The 14,202-nt window shown below is 60.7% G+C and carries 17 protein-coding genes and 1 tRNA gene; 9 read left to right on the forward strand and 9 right to left on the reverse strand.

The genetic code is table 11. The annotated features are described in order from the left end of the window. Positions 1 to 60 precede the first annotated feature (60 nt). Entirely contained in the window at positions 61 to 231 is a 171-nt protein-coding gene (locus EFQ99_RS35100) for a hypothetical protein (protein WP_164736415.1), read from the forward strand. Positions 232 to 334: 103 nt separating this feature from the next. Here the strand turns inward: EFQ99_RS35100 and EFQ99_RS20385 are convergent, their stop codons facing one another. Continuing rightward, positions 335 to 1,426 carry a DUF475 domain-containing protein gene (locus EFQ99_RS20385; RefSeq protein ID WP_126923046.1) on the reverse strand — a complete coding sequence of 364 codons (1,092 nt, stop codon included), beginning with the start codon at positions 1,424 to 1,426 and terminating at the stop codon, positions 335 to 337. 352 nt (positions 1,427 to 1,778) lie between these two features. Between EFQ99_RS20385 and EFQ99_RS20390 the strand changes: the two genes are divergently transcribed. The 3 genes from EFQ99_RS20390 (at position 1,779) to EFQ99_RS20395 (ending at position 3,083) form a co-directional block, all read left to right on the forward strand. Continuing rightward, a complete protein-coding gene (locus EFQ99_RS20390) occupies positions 1,779 to 1,997 on the forward strand; it encodes a hypothetical protein (protein WP_125848655.1) in 219 nt (72 codons plus the stop codon). Between the two features lie 42 nt (positions 1,998 to 2,039). Beyond that, complete coding sequence (locus EFQ99_RS35105; RefSeq protein WP_164736416.1) at positions 2,040 to 2,207, forward strand: hypothetical protein; 168 nt, start codon at positions 2,040 to 2,042, stop codon at positions 2,205 to 2,207. Between the two features lie 156 nt (positions 2,208 to 2,363). Continuing rightward, positions 2,364 to 3,083 carry a hypothetical protein gene (locus tag EFQ99_RS20395; RefSeq protein ID WP_126923047.1) on the forward strand — a complete coding sequence of 240 codons (720 nt, stop codon included), beginning with the start codon at positions 2,364 to 2,366 and terminating at the stop codon, positions 3,081 to 3,083. 10 nt (positions 3,084 to 3,093) lie between these two features. Here EFQ99_RS20395 and EFQ99_RS20400 read toward each other — a convergent pair whose 3' ends face one another. The 5 genes from EFQ99_RS20400 to cpdR1 form a co-directional block, all read right to left on the reverse strand. Continuing rightward, the gene (locus EFQ99_RS20400) at positions 3,094 to 3,585 is read right to left on the reverse strand and encodes a hypothetical protein (RefSeq protein ID WP_126923048.1); all 492 of its coding nucleotides are present in this window, start codon (positions 3,583 to 3,585) and stop codon (positions 3,094 to 3,096) included. Positions 3,586 to 4,039: 454 nt separating this feature from the next. Then, positions 4,040 to 5,083 (reverse strand): porin, encoded by a 1,044-nt coding sequence (locus EFQ99_RS20405; RefSeq protein ID WP_126923049.1) that lies wholly within the window; start codon positions 5,081 to 5,083, stop codon positions 4,040 to 4,042. Positions 5,084 to 5,539: 456 nt separating this feature from the next. Beyond that, positions 5,540 to 5,881 carry a Rap1a family protein gene (locus EFQ99_RS20410; RefSeq protein ID WP_126923050.1) on the reverse strand — a complete coding sequence of 114 codons (342 nt, stop codon included), beginning with the start codon at positions 5,879 to 5,881 and terminating at the stop codon, positions 5,540 to 5,542. 199 nt (positions 5,882 to 6,080) lie between these two features. After that, a tRNA-Val gene (locus EFQ99_RS20415) sits at positions 6,081 to 6,155 on the reverse strand. Positions 6,156 to 6,239: 84 nt separating this feature from the next. Then, positions 6,240 to 6,602 carry a response regulator CpdR1 gene (cpdR1, locus tag EFQ99_RS20420; RefSeq protein ID WP_003542883.1) on the reverse strand — a complete coding sequence of 121 codons (363 nt, stop codon included), beginning with the start codon at positions 6,600 to 6,602 and terminating at the stop codon, positions 6,240 to 6,242. A gap of 188 nt (positions 6,603 to 6,790) precedes the next feature. Between cpdR1 and EFQ99_RS20425 the strand changes: the two genes are divergently transcribed. Together EFQ99_RS20425 and hisN are read left to right on the forward strand one after the other, a co-directional pair. After that, positions 6,791 to 7,672: an N-formylglutamate amidohydrolase gene (locus EFQ99_RS20425; protein ID WP_126923051.1), complete on the forward strand. Its 882-nt coding sequence runs from the start codon at positions 6,791 to 6,793 to the stop codon at positions 7,670 to 7,672. 249 nt (positions 7,673 to 7,921) lie between these two features. After that, positions 7,922 to 8,695, forward strand: a complete 774-nt coding sequence (gene hisN, locus EFQ99_RS20430) for a histidinol-phosphatase (RefSeq protein WP_126923052.1) — start codon at positions 7,922 to 7,924, stop codon at positions 8,693 to 8,695. A 45-nt stretch (positions 8,696 to 8,740) separates the two neighbouring features. Here hisN and EFQ99_RS20435 read toward each other — a convergent pair whose 3' ends face one another. Next, on the reverse strand, positions 8,741 to 9,715 hold the full coding sequence (locus tag EFQ99_RS20435) for an alpha/beta fold hydrolase (protein WP_126923053.1): 975 nt from the start codon (positions 9,713 to 9,715) through the stop codon (positions 8,741 to 8,743). 440 nt (positions 9,716 to 10,155) lie between these two features. Here EFQ99_RS20435 and EFQ99_RS20440 point away from each other — a divergent pair, with 440 nt between their 5' ends. Next, a complete protein-coding gene (locus tag EFQ99_RS20440; protein WP_126923054.1) occupies positions 10,156 to 10,626 on the forward strand; it encodes an Hsp20 family protein in 471 nt (156 codons plus the stop codon). A 62-nt stretch (positions 10,627 to 10,688) separates the two neighbouring features. Here the strand turns inward: EFQ99_RS20440 and EFQ99_RS20445 are convergent, their stop codons facing one another. Continuing rightward, positions 10,689 to 11,693 (reverse strand): bile acid:sodium symporter family protein, encoded by a 1,005-nt coding sequence (locus tag EFQ99_RS20445; RefSeq protein ID WP_126923055.1) that lies wholly within the window; start codon positions 11,691 to 11,693, stop codon positions 10,689 to 10,691. A 92-nt stretch (positions 11,694 to 11,785) separates the two neighbouring features. On the opposite strand from EFQ99_RS20445, the gene EFQ99_RS20450 reads away from it, so the two are divergent. Further along, positions 11,786 to 12,640: a LysR family transcriptional regulator gene (locus EFQ99_RS20450; protein WP_126923056.1), complete on the forward strand. Its 855-nt coding sequence runs from the start codon at positions 11,786 to 11,788 to the stop codon at positions 12,638 to 12,640. Between the two features lie 36 nt (positions 12,641 to 12,676). Here EFQ99_RS20450 and EFQ99_RS20455 read toward each other — a convergent pair whose 3' ends face one another. Beyond that, positions 12,677 to 13,729 carry a threonine aldolase family protein gene (locus EFQ99_RS20455; RefSeq protein WP_126923057.1) on the reverse strand — a complete coding sequence of 351 codons (1,053 nt, stop codon included), beginning with the start codon at positions 13,727 to 13,729 and terminating at the stop codon, positions 12,677 to 12,679. Between EFQ99_RS20455 and EFQ99_RS20460 the strand changes: the two genes are divergently transcribed. Next, entirely contained in the window at positions 13,728 to 13,922 is a 195-nt protein-coding gene (locus tag EFQ99_RS20460) for a hypothetical protein (RefSeq protein WP_126923058.1), read from the forward strand. The genes EFQ99_RS20455 and EFQ99_RS20460 overlap by 2 nt on opposite strands. Positions 13,923 to 14,202: the final 280 nt, after the last annotated feature.

The raw sequence follows: 14,202 nt of genomic DNA on the forward strand, positions 1-14,202 counted from the left end.
GTCGAGATATCCCGGCGTTCCCACCTATGAGGGGTCAATCATAGAGCGAAAGAAAAGACGATGTCCGCTATCCGCAGTGCAATCCACACTGGTTTTCTTGGCCGCGCATTCGCCGCGCTCGGCGCCGCAAATGCCGTCAGCGCCGCTGTCGAAGCCGGCCGCCGTCCGCGCGCCCGCGACCTCAGGGAACTCGGCATCGACCCGGTCTCCTTCGGCCAGGTCATCCGTTAAAACCTACAAGCATGCATGAATGAAACAGCCCGCAACCGGATGGTCGCGGGCTTTATTTTTGTCTGAATGCAGGCCGCAACGCCGGGCGCTGCGGCCTGCATCGTCAGGCGTGAAGCTTTTCCCGCTGGGTCTCCTGATCGTCAACCCGCTCACGCTTGTTGTGGCGGATGGACGACCAGAGGGACAGGCCGATCAAGGCCGCGCCGCCGAGGCCGGTGATCACCTCGGGGATATGCACCAGGGTCTGCGCATACATGATCACCGAGAGGATGAGGATCGCGTAGAAGGCGCCGTGTTCGAGATAGCGGTATTCGGCAAGCGTTCCCTTCTCCACCAGCATGATCGTCATCGAGCGCACATACATGGCGCCGATGCCGAGGCCGATCGCGATGACAAAGAGGTTCTGCGTCAGCGCAAAGGCGCCGATGACGCCGTCGAAGGAGAAGCTGGCATCGAGCACCTCCAGATAGATGAAGGCGCCGAGACCACCCTTGGCGGCAGCGCTCATCGTCTGCTGCGAGGCATCGAGCAACCCGCCGACCACCTCGACCGCGAGGAAGGTGAGCAGGCCGTAGATGGCGCAATGGACGAAGACAGTGGCTTCTTCGCCGCCGATCAGCCAGGAGAAAACAAGCATCAGCGCCAGCACGAAGGCGATCTCGATGCCCTTGATGGTGGCCGAACGCGCCATCACCCTTTCCAGGCCTGGAAGCCAGTGGATTTCCTTCTTGTGGTCGAAGAAGTAGTTGAGGCCGACCATCATCAGGAAGGTGCCGCCGAATGCCGCGATCGGCAGATGGGCATCATTCATGATGCGGGCATATTCATCCGGTTCGCGGGCAGCCAGCACCAGCGCATCCCAGGGGCCGATCTGCGCCGCGATCGCGACGATCGCCAGCGGAAAGACGATGCGCATGCCGAAGACGGCGATGACGATGCCCCAGGTGAGGAAGCGTTTCTGCCAGACCGGCGTCATCTCCTTCAACTTGTTGGCATTAACGATCGCATTATCGAAGGAGAGCGAGATCTCCAGCACCGCAAGCACTGTGCAGATGAAGAAGACGGTCGCCATGCCGCCGATCGTGCCCGTCGTCTGCCAACCGAGCACGGCGCCGAGAATGAGGCCAAGGACGGTGACAATGAAGGCCCAGTGGAAATAGCTGAGCGAGGATTTATGGGTGGCTGACTGGTTCATGGCCGCACCTCGCGGCCGCAAACCTTGTTGGAGAGGGTGAGCATATTGGGGAAACGCGACATGCCACAACGGGCATGCGGGTCAGGCATGGGGAGCTTTATCATCGATGAAAAATCCGCCGGCTAAGCTGCAGGCGGTACCGACATCACGAGAGCGCCGTAAAAACTCTCGCCAGAGGGGCCCGGCACCAAACTTCCCCGTCAGCCGATGTCTGGAAGGCGGGCGGGTAGCTGTTAGGTAATGAACTTCCCCGGCCAGTCAAGGCCGGTCGTCACATGCGATTTGCGATTTTCTCCGGAACCATCCTGGTGCTCACCCGTTAGGGTCAGTTGAGCTGAATAAAAGGAGGCCGATGATGCACACTTCGACCCATCTTCCCGACAAACGCACCGAGGCGTCCGACCGCATGAAGCGGGCAAGACCGAACCGGATGCAGAAGGCGCAGGTGCTGCCGCCGCACCATGTCGACCTGACGCTCACGCCGGGCGTCTACCATGACATTCATGTGCCGGCCCATGTCACCGGCGCGGATCTTTCCAAGGGCGGCCCCGACATCAAGGGCAAGAAATAACGGCTTTCGCACGTCTCCAATTTTGCAACAGGTGAGAAACATATGACCGTGAATTTTGTGCCCCGCGACATCTTCATCCGGCACGAGAACGAATGGAAGGCCGTCCGTGAGGCGGCGGACGAACGCATCGATATCGGCAAGCGTCCGAAGCCGCCTGCTTCGTCCATCGGTTGCCCGGCACCGGTCGGGGATACCGCATACCCTGAATGAGCACAGGCAGTCGACGATATGGACGCCCGGCATGATGCCGGGCGTTTTGCTTTTCTATCGAGGTTCGTTCCGATCGCCCATCAAAGATGATGGGCCATGCCAACCTTTCGGAAAGGATTGGGCGGCGATAATCCCGGCCTCACGGGAATCGGACAGATGGCCAAAACAGCGACACGAAGCCGCCGCAAGGCGCCGGCGAGAGGGAAGAGCAAAGCGCGCAGCGGCAGCGGGCTGCTGCCCTGGATGGTGATCGGCGTAGCTGCGATCGCCGGCATCGCCGCCTCGGACAATTGGAAGAGCATTAAGCCGATGCTTGGCCGGCAACCGGCTGCGGTGATACGGGAAATGACGGAGGAGAAGCCTGCCGTCAGGAAGGATGTGCCGCCGAAGCAGGTGGCGCTCGCCGCGCCAGTGCCGAAAGCCGCGCCGGCGACGCCTGGGCCGTTGCCGCCGGCAGCCATTCCCACGCCGACCGTCCAGCCGGTCAAGGCGACACCGTCTCTTTCCTCTCCGGCCGCCACGGAGACCGGGACGGCCGCTTTCGGCTATTGCGGGCAGGGCGCGCATATCAACTGCGTCGGTGACGGCGGCGTCTTCTGGTACAAGGGCGAAAAGATCGTGATCGCCGACATGGCAAGCCCGATCGTCGACCGGGCGCGTTGCGATGACGAGCGCAGGGTCGCCTTTGCCGGCAAGGCGCGTCTTCTGGCGCTCCTGAACGCCGGCCCCTTCACCATGAATGCCGCGGGCAAGGCCGATCCCTCCGGCGCGCCACGCGTCGTCTCGCGCGAGGGGCGCTCCTTCGGCGTGCAGATGATCAACGAGGGCCTGGCTCGCAAGCCGGGGGCTGCAAGCGGCGCATGGTGCGCCGCCTGACGAGGCTGGGCTATTTGTCTTTCTTCACCAGCTTGCCACCGGTGCGGAAGCTGCCGGCGAAGGAGGAATCCTTGCTTTCGGCGGTGCATTCGATGGCTATTGGCTTGCCGGCATAGGGATTGCCGAAGGTGCAGAAGCCGGCGACCTTGACCTGGCCAGTCATCTTGTTGCCGACACCCGTGGTGACGAGGCTGAGCGGCAGCCGGGCATTGCCGTTGGAGGCGGGCTTGATGCCGCTGCCGTCGCCCTGGAAGCCGAGCGCCTTGCCGTCCGAGGTGAAGATGAAGGTTACCGAGCCATTGGCGAGTGTGACGCTGGCAAGCTCGTCCTTGCAGCCCTTGGTGGCGTCGAACTTGGCGACGACGAGCTTGGCGCATTTGCCGGAAAGCGTGATGACGCCTGGCGCGCCGGGAAATGTCTCGGGGGCAGGCGCCGACGCGGCAAAGGCCGGCAAGGCGAGGGCGGAAAAAATTGCGGCGGCAGCAAGCGCGGATAACTTCATTTCGATCTCAAACCCCATGTCCTGGCGAGGCGAATCGCTACCTCGCCCTCAGTTCGCCATGGCACGGTTCTGTGTCCGAATTTGGTTTCGTGTTTCGTGAAGCGCAAAGATTTCGTCAGCGGCCGCGCTGGCTCGCCGACCTGCGATAGATGAGCGAAAAGTTGGTTGAGCTTGTTGGTTGCGAGGCCTGACATCGACGACGACGAACCGATGTGCATGACAATGGCAGGCGCTCATTGAGCGCCCGCCGTCTCGGATGCACTTCTGGTCAAGGCGAATGGGCCCAGGCAGGGAAGTCCGGACCCATCCTTTCCCGATCGGACGTCAGTCAGATCAGGAATTGGTCGCTGCCGGCCTACAGCGCCGCGCGTCTTGTCAGACGCGCAAAGGACGCTGTAGCACTTTGAATTGCTGCATAATTCAAGGAATTATGCAGTGGCCGGCAGCCTTTTCATCAGAATGCGCGCTGCAGGCGGAAGTAGCCCGAGGTCACGTCATCGGCATTGTCCGCATCGAGGTACTGAACCGAGACCTTTGCGGAGAGGTTTTCGACGATCTGGTAGTCGATCGTTACACCGGCCTTCCAGGCGTTGACGTCGTCATTGAACTTGCCAGCGGTGACACCGTAGTTGTCGTAGTACTGAACAGCCGGAGTGATCTTCAGCTTGTCAGTCGCCTTGATGGCGTATTCAGCAGCGATCGCCCATTCAGCCTTGTTGTAATAGGCGTTCGGGTTGCTTGCGTAGACAGCTGCGAGGCCGAGCGTGCCCGGACCGACGGCAACCGTACCCATAGCGCGGACGGCGCCTTCTTCGTTGTCGGTGTCGTAACCAGCAGTGATCTGGTAGCTGAAGATACCAGCCTTGCCGCCGAGACCAACGGCAACGCCCCAGTTGTTGGCGGTTTCGCCATTGTAGAACGGGCTGTCTTCCAGCTCGTCAACGCTGATGCCAGCGTAGAAGGCGTCGGTTTCGTACTGATAACGGATGGAGTTATGCAGCGTGACCGGAGAGCCAATGTCGTCGGTTTCGCCGGAGAGGCCGTCGTCCCACCAGCTGTAGAACAGACCAGCGCGGAAGCCGGCGATGTCGAGGTAAGCGGAGTCCAGCTGGGCCTTCTGGGCCGAAGCGTTGTCAGCATTGAACTGCATGACGATAACGCCGGTCAGCGGACCGTATTCGGTGTCGCTCTTGGCCGTGAACTGAACCTGACCGCGCGTACGGGCATCCCAGTCCGAATCGTTGGCGACAGAACCGCCGCCGCCGGCGCCGATCGAGCTGGCGTGCGGAGCAACGTCAACCTGGAAACGAACGTAGCCGTTGATCTTGAGGCAGGTTTCGGTGCCGGGGATGTAGAAGTAGCCGGTGCCGTAAGCGTCGCAGACGCGAACATATTCAACCGGTTCCGGTTCGGCAGCAACGATAGCGTCAGCAGCCTGAGCGCCGGATACTGCAGCAAGTGCAGCAGCGGAGCCGAGAAGAAGGCTCTTGATGTTCATGGAATAACCTCCAGTTCAGATGCAAGAGGATGAAGACCGTTGCCATTGGCAGTCCCTACGTATCTTCACCCCGTGTGATTGAAGCGGCACCTTTTTGGCTCGGCGCCTGCCTCGCCGCGGAAGTGACATAGGGGATGCTGCACCGCAACAACATATCCGATTGTGACATTGGGCCACACCCTCTATGTTGCTGAAATAACACGCATTTTGTCATAAAGTTGTCATCTGGCCGTCACGAAATCGCAGTTTTGGATGCCGGGCCAACGAGGGGCTGAATTTGTGTGAAGGTATGCAATTTTTGCTCGCTTAGGCATATGCTGATATGCGAACCCGCCATGGCTGCGATCTGCGCGGATCGGGGAAGTGCTGACAACTGGCATGATCGCGCAAGCAAATCTGGAAGCGGTGGCCACGCTTTGCTTCCCGGTTGGGCGCCGGACGTGATTTCCTATCTTCTCAGCAGGGATAGATTTGCTTCAGCGATACGAGCAAGACATAGGGATAAACCTGGAATGTTTCCTCACCGACATTTGGGTGGTGTTCCAGATATTTCTTCACTATCGCGACATAGTCGTTGTTTGAAATGCCTTTCGGCGGCGGGCAATATAGTGGTTGCTTGCCTTGGCCTTCGAGTTCGCTGTTCACAAATGAAAGCGTCAATCCGGCCGCGCCAATAAGCATGGTGACGATATCCGTTTCCTTGCTCTCCATCAGCGTACGGAACTTCATGTCGTCTTTTGCGGAAACCGGGCTCCCGCCCAGTCCCAGCAGCAATATCAATCCAATAAGCTTTTTCATATGTGCCCCCCAGCTATGGAGACCGAAACAACATCGCAACCGACTGGTCAAGCCTCGTTCGCGTGAAGTTCACGCGGCTGCCTCACTGTTAGAACGGCTCCGCCGCACGGCTGTGAGGAAGGCTTTCAACCGGGATACCGCCAAAACGATAAAGGCCTTTCGATTTCTCGAAAGGCCTTTGCTTTTCAGCGAATTAGGATGGTGGGCGTGACAGGGATTGAACCTGTGACCCCTACGATGTCAACGTAGTGCTCTCCCGCTGAGCTACACGCCCATCCGATGGCGGCGCATAGATCACAAAACCTTTGGAGCCGTCAATAGGCTTTTTTCAGTTTTGTGACGAGCCGCCCGGCAAGCCTTACGCGGCAAGCATTTTGTTGACCTCGTCGACGAGGTCGCGCAGGTGGAAAGGCTTGGAAAGGACCTTCGCATCCTTCGGCGCTTTCGAATCAGGGTTCAGCGCCACGGCGGCAAAACCGGTGATGAACATCACCTTCAGGTCGGGGTCGAGCTCGGTGGCGCGGCGCGCCAGCTCGATGCCGTCCATTTCAGGCATGACGATATCGGTCAGCAGCAGGGAAAACGGCTCCTCGCGCAGCCGATCATAGGCGCTGGCGCCATTGTCATAAGAAAGGACCTTGTAGCCGGCCTTTTCGAGCGCTTTCACCAGGAAACGGCGCATGTCGTTGTCGTCTTCGGCGAGAAGTATCTTCTGAGTCATTAATCCAGACCGCTGATCAATAGGTTTTGGGTGGGCTGCCAGCCGTTTACACTAGTCTTTACCCGGTAAACAACCGGTGAATTGCCTGCATGCGACCGCCATCCCTTCTACATAGTATGGACTTGAGGCGAGGCAACTGGCAACATGGGCGAAGCAGTCAGTTCATGACATGGTAAAGAGGGCCGAAAGTGCCGGAAATAGGCGAATACGAGCTTTTTGAAGTCCTTGAGCCCGTGTCGCAGACCATTCCCTTCGTCTATAACTCCCCCCATAGCGGCCGGATTTATCCACCGGAATTCATCGCCCAGTCGAGACTCGAGGGCATCGCCATCCGCCGTTCCGAGGATCATTACGTCGATGAGCTCTTCGGCTCGGCCGTAACGCTCGGCGCGCCGCTGCTCGCGGCCAACTTTCCGCGCGCCTATCTCGACGTCAACCGCGAGCCCTACGAGCTCGATCCGCGCATGTTCGACGGGCTGCTGCCGCCCTATGCCAACATCAATTCGCTGAGGGTCGCCGGCGGGCTCGGCACCATTCCGCGCATCGTCGCCGAGAACATGGAAATCTATGCGCGGCGCCTGCCGGTGCAGGAGGGGCTCGACCGGGTCGAAGCGGTCTACAAGCCCTATCATGCGGCGCTGCGCCGGCTGATTGCGCGAACCCACGTGCAGTTCGGCTTCGGCGTGCTGATCGACTGCCACTCGATGCCCGGCAATGTGCGAGTCGCGGGCTGTACGGCGCGGCCCGATTTCATCATTGGCGATCGTTATGGCACCAGCGCTTCGGCCGAGCTTTCGCGCGCTGCGATCGCCATTCTCGAGGAAATGGGTTTTGCGGCGGTTCGCAACAAGCCCTACGCTGGCGGTTTCATCACCGAACATTACGGCCGGCCTTCACGCGGGCTGCACGCGCTGCAGATCGAGGTGAACCGGGCGATCTATGTCGATGAAGTGACGCTGGAGAAGCGCGACGATTTCGCCGCGGTGGCCGATGCGGTCACCGGTTTCATGCGGCAGATGGCGGAATATGTCGAGAAATTCGCCGGCGATCGAGCGCTGGCCGCCGAATAAAGCCGCTTATCCCTGCGACTTCGATTTCCCTGGCCAAAAAAAACCGCGCTTGAAGCGCGGCTAGTCTAGGGAGGAAACACCCAAGGAGGGTATTTACAGTCAGAAGACTGTACGAAGGACGCTACTATTGCATTGCACAAATGTCAAGCAATATATTGCGCTGCGACATCTTTGGGCATCCGGCACGTAATTGCATTCCTGCTGCTTTTCGCTATGAAAGCGATATTCCCGCCAGCAAACGGTGCCACCATGCTTCCTGACCGCTCGTTCTTCAACCGCCTGGCGGAGGCCGCCAAGGCCGAGACTCTGCCGCGCTTCCGCTCCGGCCTCGATGTCACGAACAAGCTTTCCTCGGGTTTCGATCCGGTGACGGAGGGCGACAGGGCGGCCGAACTTGCCATCCGGGCGCTGATCGAGGCGAACTTCCCGGACCACGGCATTCTCGGCGAGGAGCACGGCGATGTCGGGCTCGACCGCGACCACGTCTGGGTGATCGATCCGATCGACGGCACGCGCGCTTTCATCTCGGGCGTGCCGGTGTGGGGGACGCTGATCGGCCTGCAGAAGCAAGGTCGGGCGATCATGGGCATGATCGAGCAGCCGTTTACCGGCGAACGTTATTTCGCTGACCAGAACGGATCGATCTATTCCGGGCCGGAAGGCGAGCGACGGCTGGCGACGCGCCAGTGCGAGGCGCTGGCGAATGCCATCCTGTTCACCACTTCGCCGCATCTCTTTGCCGGCGAGGAGATGGAGAAATACCGCGAGATCGAGAGCCAAGTGCGGCTCTTCCGCTACGGCTGCGACTGCTATGCTTATGCGCTGCTTGCCGCTGGCCATATCGATCTCGTTATCGAAAACGGCCTGAAGCCCTATGACGTCGGCGGCATCATTCCCGTCATCGAGGGCGCGGGCGGCATCATCACCACCTGGGACGGCGGACGGCCGGAAAACGGCGGCTCGATCATCGCCGCCGGCAGCCGGGCGGTTTACGAACAGGCGATCGCCATCCTGCAGCGTTAATCCGGGCTCGGCAAAGCCGATGCCCAAGTCGGCAAAGCCGATCTCTTACGTGCCGAGGGCGGCGACGTCCTGGTTTTCTTCGGCATCGCTGCCGGGAATGAAGGCGTGGAAGGCGGCGAGTGCTGCGGCGCGGTAGATATCCCGTTCCTGAAAGATCTCGTGGCGGGCGCCGTTGATGGGCACCAGCTGACCGGCGCGGAAATAGCGCGAGAGCCGCTCCTGCGCCGTATAGGGCACGACGCCGTCGCGCGTCGGAGCAATGACGATTGTGGGGATGGTGATCGAGAAGAGATGATTGGGCGTGGTGACGCGCTCTTGCGTGCGGAAGGCCTCGGTCAGCCAGCGGGCTGTGGGTGGCCCGACCGTCAGCTCGGGATGGGCCTTCATCATCGCGACATTGCGCTCGAAGCGGAGTTCGTCCGAGGTCAGCGGGTTGTCGCGGAAATCCGGCTCCTTCAGTTTCGAGGTCAGCGGCATGAAGCCGAGGCCGACGGCGGTCAGCGTACCGGCAAGGGTGCGGATGACGCGCGGCGAGGCCGTCTGTCCCGTCAGGCCGATGAAGGGTGCTGAGAGCACCATGCGATCGATGCGGGTGGTGAGATAAGGGGCGGCTGAGAGTGCGATCAGCCCGCCTGTGGAATGGGCGAGCAGGTAGAAGGGCAGGCGGGTATCCGGCAGCACCACCTTTTCGAGGAATGTGTCGAGATCGCGCTCGTAATCGGCGAAGCGGCTGACGTGGCCGTGGTTGCGACGCTTGAGGAGCCGCGACGAACCGCCCTGGCCGCGCAAATCGAAGGTCGCGACCCAGAGGCCCTTGGCGGTCAGATCGCGAATCGTCTCGAAATATTTCTCGATATATTCGTTGCGTCCCTGGAGGATGACGACCGTGCCCTTGGCGACCTGGGCCCCGGCGCGGAAAACCGCGTAACGCAGCCGGTGGCCGTCATGGGTTTCAAAGAACCCCTCGGTGCGGTTTTCCGGGGCGGGATTGTCGGGCGTCGAATAGAGAACCTGATCCATGACCTTGCCAATGCGCCGCTGCTGACTGCTTCGCCTATCAGGGATAACGCATGGCATCCGGCTTGGAAAGCGGCGACGCTCACCCCATAAGACCCACGGCGCTCTAGCGCGGCAAAAAGGCCGGCAGGAGCATGAGGGTGCCCGCAGCCGGCCGAAGTTGAGACTGAAGAAGAAGGGACGATGCACTTCAGCCATCGGGACCAGATTTACCCGACATCGAATCCCTAGGCCGATGCGCCTGAACGCCTTCCGAACCGACCGTTCATGCGGTGTTCAGCGGGCCGAATGCGGCAAATTCAAAAAGGTCTTGAACTCGTCAAATCCCATCACCATCTCCATCCTGCGGGTGCCAAACGGGCCTGCGCAACCGTCCCGAGGCCGCCAAAGATGGGGTTTCAGGGGCATTTTATCGCAACACGTCGCTTCCACAGGAGGACATCATGCGTCACGTAGACTTCTCTCCCCTTTATCGCTCGACCGTCGGTTTCGACCGGCTCTTCACCATGCTCGACAGCCTTGCCCAGCCGGAGCAGGCGCAGACCTATCCGCCCTACAATATCGAGCGCACCGGTGAAAACACCTATCGCATCACCATGGCCGTTGCCGGTTTCGATGAGACTGAACTCTCGATCGAGGCCCATGCCCATGTGCTGTCCGTGAAGGGTGAAAAGAACGAGGAACCTGCCGAAAGCGGCGAATTCCTCTACCGCGGCATTGCCAAGCGCGCCTTCGAGCGCCGCTTCCAGCTTGCCGATCATGTCGAGGTGACCGCCGCTTCGCTGAGGAACGGCCTGCTGCACATCGACCTCCTGCGCAATATTCCCGAGGCCATGAAGCCCCGCAAGATCGCGATTGCCGCCGAGCCGGTCGACGCTCCGAAGGCGATCGAAGCGCAGGTCATCAACGGCTGATCATCGTTCGCTCACAGGTAACACGGACGGCGCTCCCATCGGGGCGCCGTTTTTATTGCGGCTCAGGCCGGGCTGGCGGCCTCTTCCATTTCCTTTTCCGTTGCGCGGCGGGCTGCTGCTGCGGCGTATTTCTGGGCGATGACGGCGCAGACCATCAACTGGATCTGATGGAAGAGCATCAGGGGCAGCACGATCGCGCCGATCGACTGGCCGGCGAAGATGACGTTTGCCATCGGCACGCCGCTGGCGAGGCTCTTCTTCGAGCCGCAGAAGGTGATGGTGATCTGATCGGGTTTGTTGAAGCCCAGCCAGCAGCTGCCGAACATCGTCAAAACAAGGACAATTGCCAGCAGACCCATGTCGGCGACGATGACGACGGCGATATCGGCAATCGAGAAGGTGTGCCACAGGCCCTCGACAACTGCGGTGCTGAAGGCGAGATAAACAACCATCAGGATCGAGCCACGGTCGACAGGCATCAGGATCTTCTTCTTGGCGCGGATCCAGTCGCCGATCCAAGGCTGCAGGATCTGGCCGACGATGAAGGGGGCAAGCAGCTGCAGCAGGATCTGCTGCAATGCGTCGAAGGAGAAGCCGCCATGGCCGCCGACCGAAAAGAGCAGGCCGACGAGCAGCGGCGTCAGGAACATGCCGAAGATGTTGGAGGCCGAGGCCGAGCAGATCGCGGCCGGTACGTTGCCGCCGGCCATCGAGGTGAAGGCGATAGACGACTGCACCGTCGAGGGCAGCACGCAGAGGAAGAGGATGCCGAGATAAAGCGGATGCGGCAGGATCGTGTCGGGGATGAAGCCGAGCCCGAGGCCGAGCAGCGGGAAGATGCCGAAGGTCGTCAGCAGGATGACGAGATGCAGGCGCCAGTGCAGGAGGCCGGCAATGACGACATCGCGCGAAAGGCGGGCGCCATGCAGGAAGAACAGCAGCGCGATGGCGAGATCGGTGGCGATGCCGAAATAATCCGCGAACGTGCCGCTCGCCGGAAACAGCGAGGCGAGGATGACGGTGCAGACGAGCAGGATGGTGAATGTATCGGGCAGAAAGCGGCGCATGGCGATCTCGCGGGCGTTTATAAAAGAGTCATTGTTCTGTCGTCCATTATGATCCAGGATGCAAGGAATAACAGTTATCGAGAAGCTGGATCATGTTGGACCTTTCGCAATTGCGCAGTTTCGTCGTCGTCGAACAAATGGGCAGTTTTACGCTTGCCGCGGAAAGACTGGGCCTCGGGCAATCGACGGTCAGCCAGCACATCCAGCGGCTGGAAACGACACTTGGACGCAAGCTGCTCGCGCGCGACACGCATAAGGTGATGCTGACAGGCGATGGCGAGGCGCTGCTTTCACATGCGCGCGCCATGCTTTCGATCGAGGGGCAGGTACAGTCACTCTTCAAGAGCAACAGCCTGCGCGGCCGCCTGCGGCTCGGTGTCTCGGAGGACTTCGTGACCAGCCAGTTGCCGGCGGTGCTGGAGGATTTCGTTCGTTCCCATCCCTCCGTCGACCTGGAGCTGACGGTGGCGCTTTCTGGCGTCCTCTACGAAATGCAGGACAATGGCGAGATCGATCTGGTGCTCGCCAAGCGCCGGCTCGGCGATGCCAGGGGAAAACTGGTCTATCGCGAGCCGCTCGTCTGGCTGGCGCGCGATCCCGAACGTGTGCTCGCCTCCGGGCCTCTGCCGCTGATTGCTTTTCCGCCGCCAAGCGTGACGCGGGTGATTGCGCTCGAAGCGCTGGGGAGAAACGGCGTGCCGTGGCGGATCGTCTGCACCTGCGGCAGCCTGAGCGGGCTGACGGCGGCGGCGCGGGCGGGCATGGGCGTGCTGGTGCAGCCGCGCAGCATGGCGCCATCAGGGCTGAAGGAGATCGCCGCGGGAAAGCTGCCGGTGCTGGAGGATGTGGAATTCGTGCTGGTGCCGCGCAAGGGCGCGGATCAGGCGCTGGTTGCCGCACTTTCGGAGGATATTCTGCAAAAGGTGAGAAGGTTGACGACGGCGTGAGGCATCACGCCACCGGCAGGCCTGTCGAGCGCGCGGTCATGCGGAGAGGCATTTCAGGAAGCCATCGACATCCGCTTCCGTCGTCGCGAAGCTGGTGACGAGACGGATCAGGGCTTCGCTTTTGGAAGCGAGGTCTGGCATTGCGGCGGGGATAGGCCACTCATAGAATTTTGCGCCCTTTTCCTCTGCGGTCTTTGCAGCGTTCTTGCTGACGACGGCAAAGACTTCGTTGGATGCGGTCGGCCAGGCGAGGCGGGCGACACCGCTCGCGCCGATGCCCGCGCGCAAGCGCTCTGCCATGCCGTTCGAATGGCGGGCGAGGTCGAGCCAGAGGCCGTTTTCGAAATAGGCATCGAACTGGGCTGCGATGAAGCGCGACTTGGAGAAGTGCTGGGCGGCGCGCTTGCGGATGAAAGGCATTTCGCGCGCCTGATCCGGATTGAAGAAGACGATCGCTTCGGCGCACCAGCAACCGTTCTTGGTGCCGCCGAAGGAGAGCATGTCGACGCCGCGCTTCCAAGTCATCTCGGCAGGGGTTGCGCCAAGTGCGACCAGCGCGTTGGCAAAGCGGGCGCCATCCATGTGGAGCGGCAGGTTGCGCTTCCTTGAAATGGCGGCGATTTCGCCGATCTCCGGCAGGGAATAGACGGTGCCGATCTCGGTCGCCTGGGTAATGGTCACCGCGCTGGCGCGTCCATGGCGGAGGGCGTCCTCGGGGAAGTGCGCGATCTTTGCGGAAAGCTTGGCCGGATCGATCTTGCCGGCTTCGCCCTCGACGGCAACGAGGCGGGCGGAGCCGGAGAAGAATTCCGGCGCACCGCATTCATCCTCGATCACATGCGATTCCGAATGGCAGAAGGTGATGCCGCCAGGGCGCTGGACGCTTGCCAGCGACAGCGAGTTGGCAGCGGTGCCGGTGGCAACGAAGAAGACCGAAACCTCACGCTCGAAGATCTGGGAAAAGCGGGCTTCGACCTTCCTGTCGAGGTCGCCGGCGCCATAGGCGGCGGCAAAGCCGGTGGATTCCGTCAGCAGGCGTTCGGCAATGGATCTATGGGCGCCGGCCCAGTTATCGGAAGCAAAGAACATGGGGGAAACCGTGGAAAGGAAGGGTCAGGCGAATTCGGAAGCGGAGATTAAGCCAAAGCTTCACAGGATCAAGGCTGTCTTCCGCGACGCATCACAGAAATTGAACTACGCAATCAATAAACAAAATGATATCATCAAACGTAATTTTATTTCTTCATCTGGACTGATTTGGCAATCTTCCGTCGCAAAATGACGATTTTTCGCGATGCGCTCTTGCGGGGTGGAATGCTTTCTGGCATAGAACAGATGAAATAGGACAGTGTTGCTGTCCTATCTTGGCCCTTGCGGCCGAAGAGGTGCCGAAAGCCCTGGAATGGACCGGCTTTCACGCTATAGTTCTTCCGAGCGCCAAACCCCATGGACGGGCGGCGCGTGGAGGCGAATGGCAGGCGCGGAACGCGACGGTTTGCTTTCGCAAGCAGATGTCTGCGGCCGATCTTCATAATGCAACAGCGCTGTCATGCGCCGGACCT

This window comes from Rhizobium vallis, from assembly GCF_003985155.1.
GTDB classification, from domain to species: domain Bacteria; phylum Pseudomonadota; class Alphaproteobacteria; order Rhizobiales; family Rhizobiaceae; genus Rhizobium; species Rhizobium vallis.

What these genes read in the sequence shown, in the direction of transcription:
- EFQ99_RS35100 (WP_164736415.1), top strand. Translation starts at nt 61, where the DNA reads ATGTCCGCTATCCGCAGTGCAATCCACACTGGTTTTCTTGGCCGCGCA.
- EFQ99_RS20385 (WP_126923046.1), bottom strand. Translation starts at nt 1,426, where the DNA reads ATGAACCAGTCAGCCACCCATAAATCCTCGCTCAGCTATTTCCACTGG.
- EFQ99_RS20390 (WP_125848655.1), top strand. Translation starts at nt 1,779, where the DNA reads ATGATGCACACTTCGACCCATCTTCCCGACAAACGCACCGAGGCGTCC.
- EFQ99_RS35105 (WP_164736416.1), top strand. Translation starts at nt 2,040, where the DNA reads ATGACCGTGAATTTTGTGCCCCGCGACATCTTCATCCGGCACGAGAAC.
- EFQ99_RS20395 (WP_126923047.1), top strand. Translation starts at nt 2,364, where the DNA reads ATGGCCAAAACAGCGACACGAAGCCGCCGCAAGGCGCCGGCGAGAGGG.
- EFQ99_RS20400 (WP_126923048.1), bottom strand. Translation starts at nt 3,585, where the DNA reads ATGAAGTTATCCGCGCTTGCTGCCGCCGCAATTTTTTCCGCCCTCGCC.
- EFQ99_RS20405 (WP_126923049.1), bottom strand. Translation starts at nt 5,083, where the DNA reads ATGAACATCAAGAGCCTTCTTCTCGGCTCCGCTGCTGCACTTGCTGCA.
- EFQ99_RS20410 (WP_126923050.1), bottom strand. Translation starts at nt 5,881, where the DNA reads ATGAAAAAGCTTATTGGATTGATATTGCTGCTGGGACTGGGCGGGAGC.
- cpdR1 (WP_003542883.1), bottom strand. Translation starts at nt 6,602, where the DNA reads ATGACTCAGAAGATACTTCTCGCCGAAGACGACAACGACATGCGCCGT.
- hisN (WP_126923052.1), top strand. Translation starts at nt 7,922, where the DNA reads ATGCTTCCTGACCGCTCGTTCTTCAACCGCCTGGCGGAGGCCGCCAAG.
- EFQ99_RS20435 (WP_126923053.1), bottom strand. Translation starts at nt 9,715, where the DNA reads ATGGATCAGGTTCTCTATTCGACGCCCGACAATCCCGCCCCGGAAAAC.
- EFQ99_RS20440 (WP_126923054.1), top strand. Translation starts at nt 10,156, where the DNA reads ATGCGTCACGTAGACTTCTCTCCCCTTTATCGCTCGACCGTCGGTTTC.
- EFQ99_RS20445 (WP_126923055.1), bottom strand. Translation starts at nt 11,693, where the DNA reads ATGCGCCGCTTTCTGCCCGATACATTCACCATCCTGCTCGTCTGCACC.
- EFQ99_RS20450 (WP_126923056.1), top strand. Translation starts at nt 11,786, where the DNA reads ATGTTGGACCTTTCGCAATTGCGCAGTTTCGTCGTCGTCGAACAAATG.
- EFQ99_RS20460 (WP_126923058.1), top strand. Translation starts at nt 13,728, where the DNA reads ATGGGGGAAACCGTGGAAAGGAAGGGTCAGGCGAATTCGGAAGCGGAG.
- EFQ99_RS20455 (WP_126923057.1), bottom strand. Translation starts at nt 13,729, where the DNA reads ATGTTCTTTGCTTCCGATAACTGGGCCGGCGCCCATAGATCCATTGCC.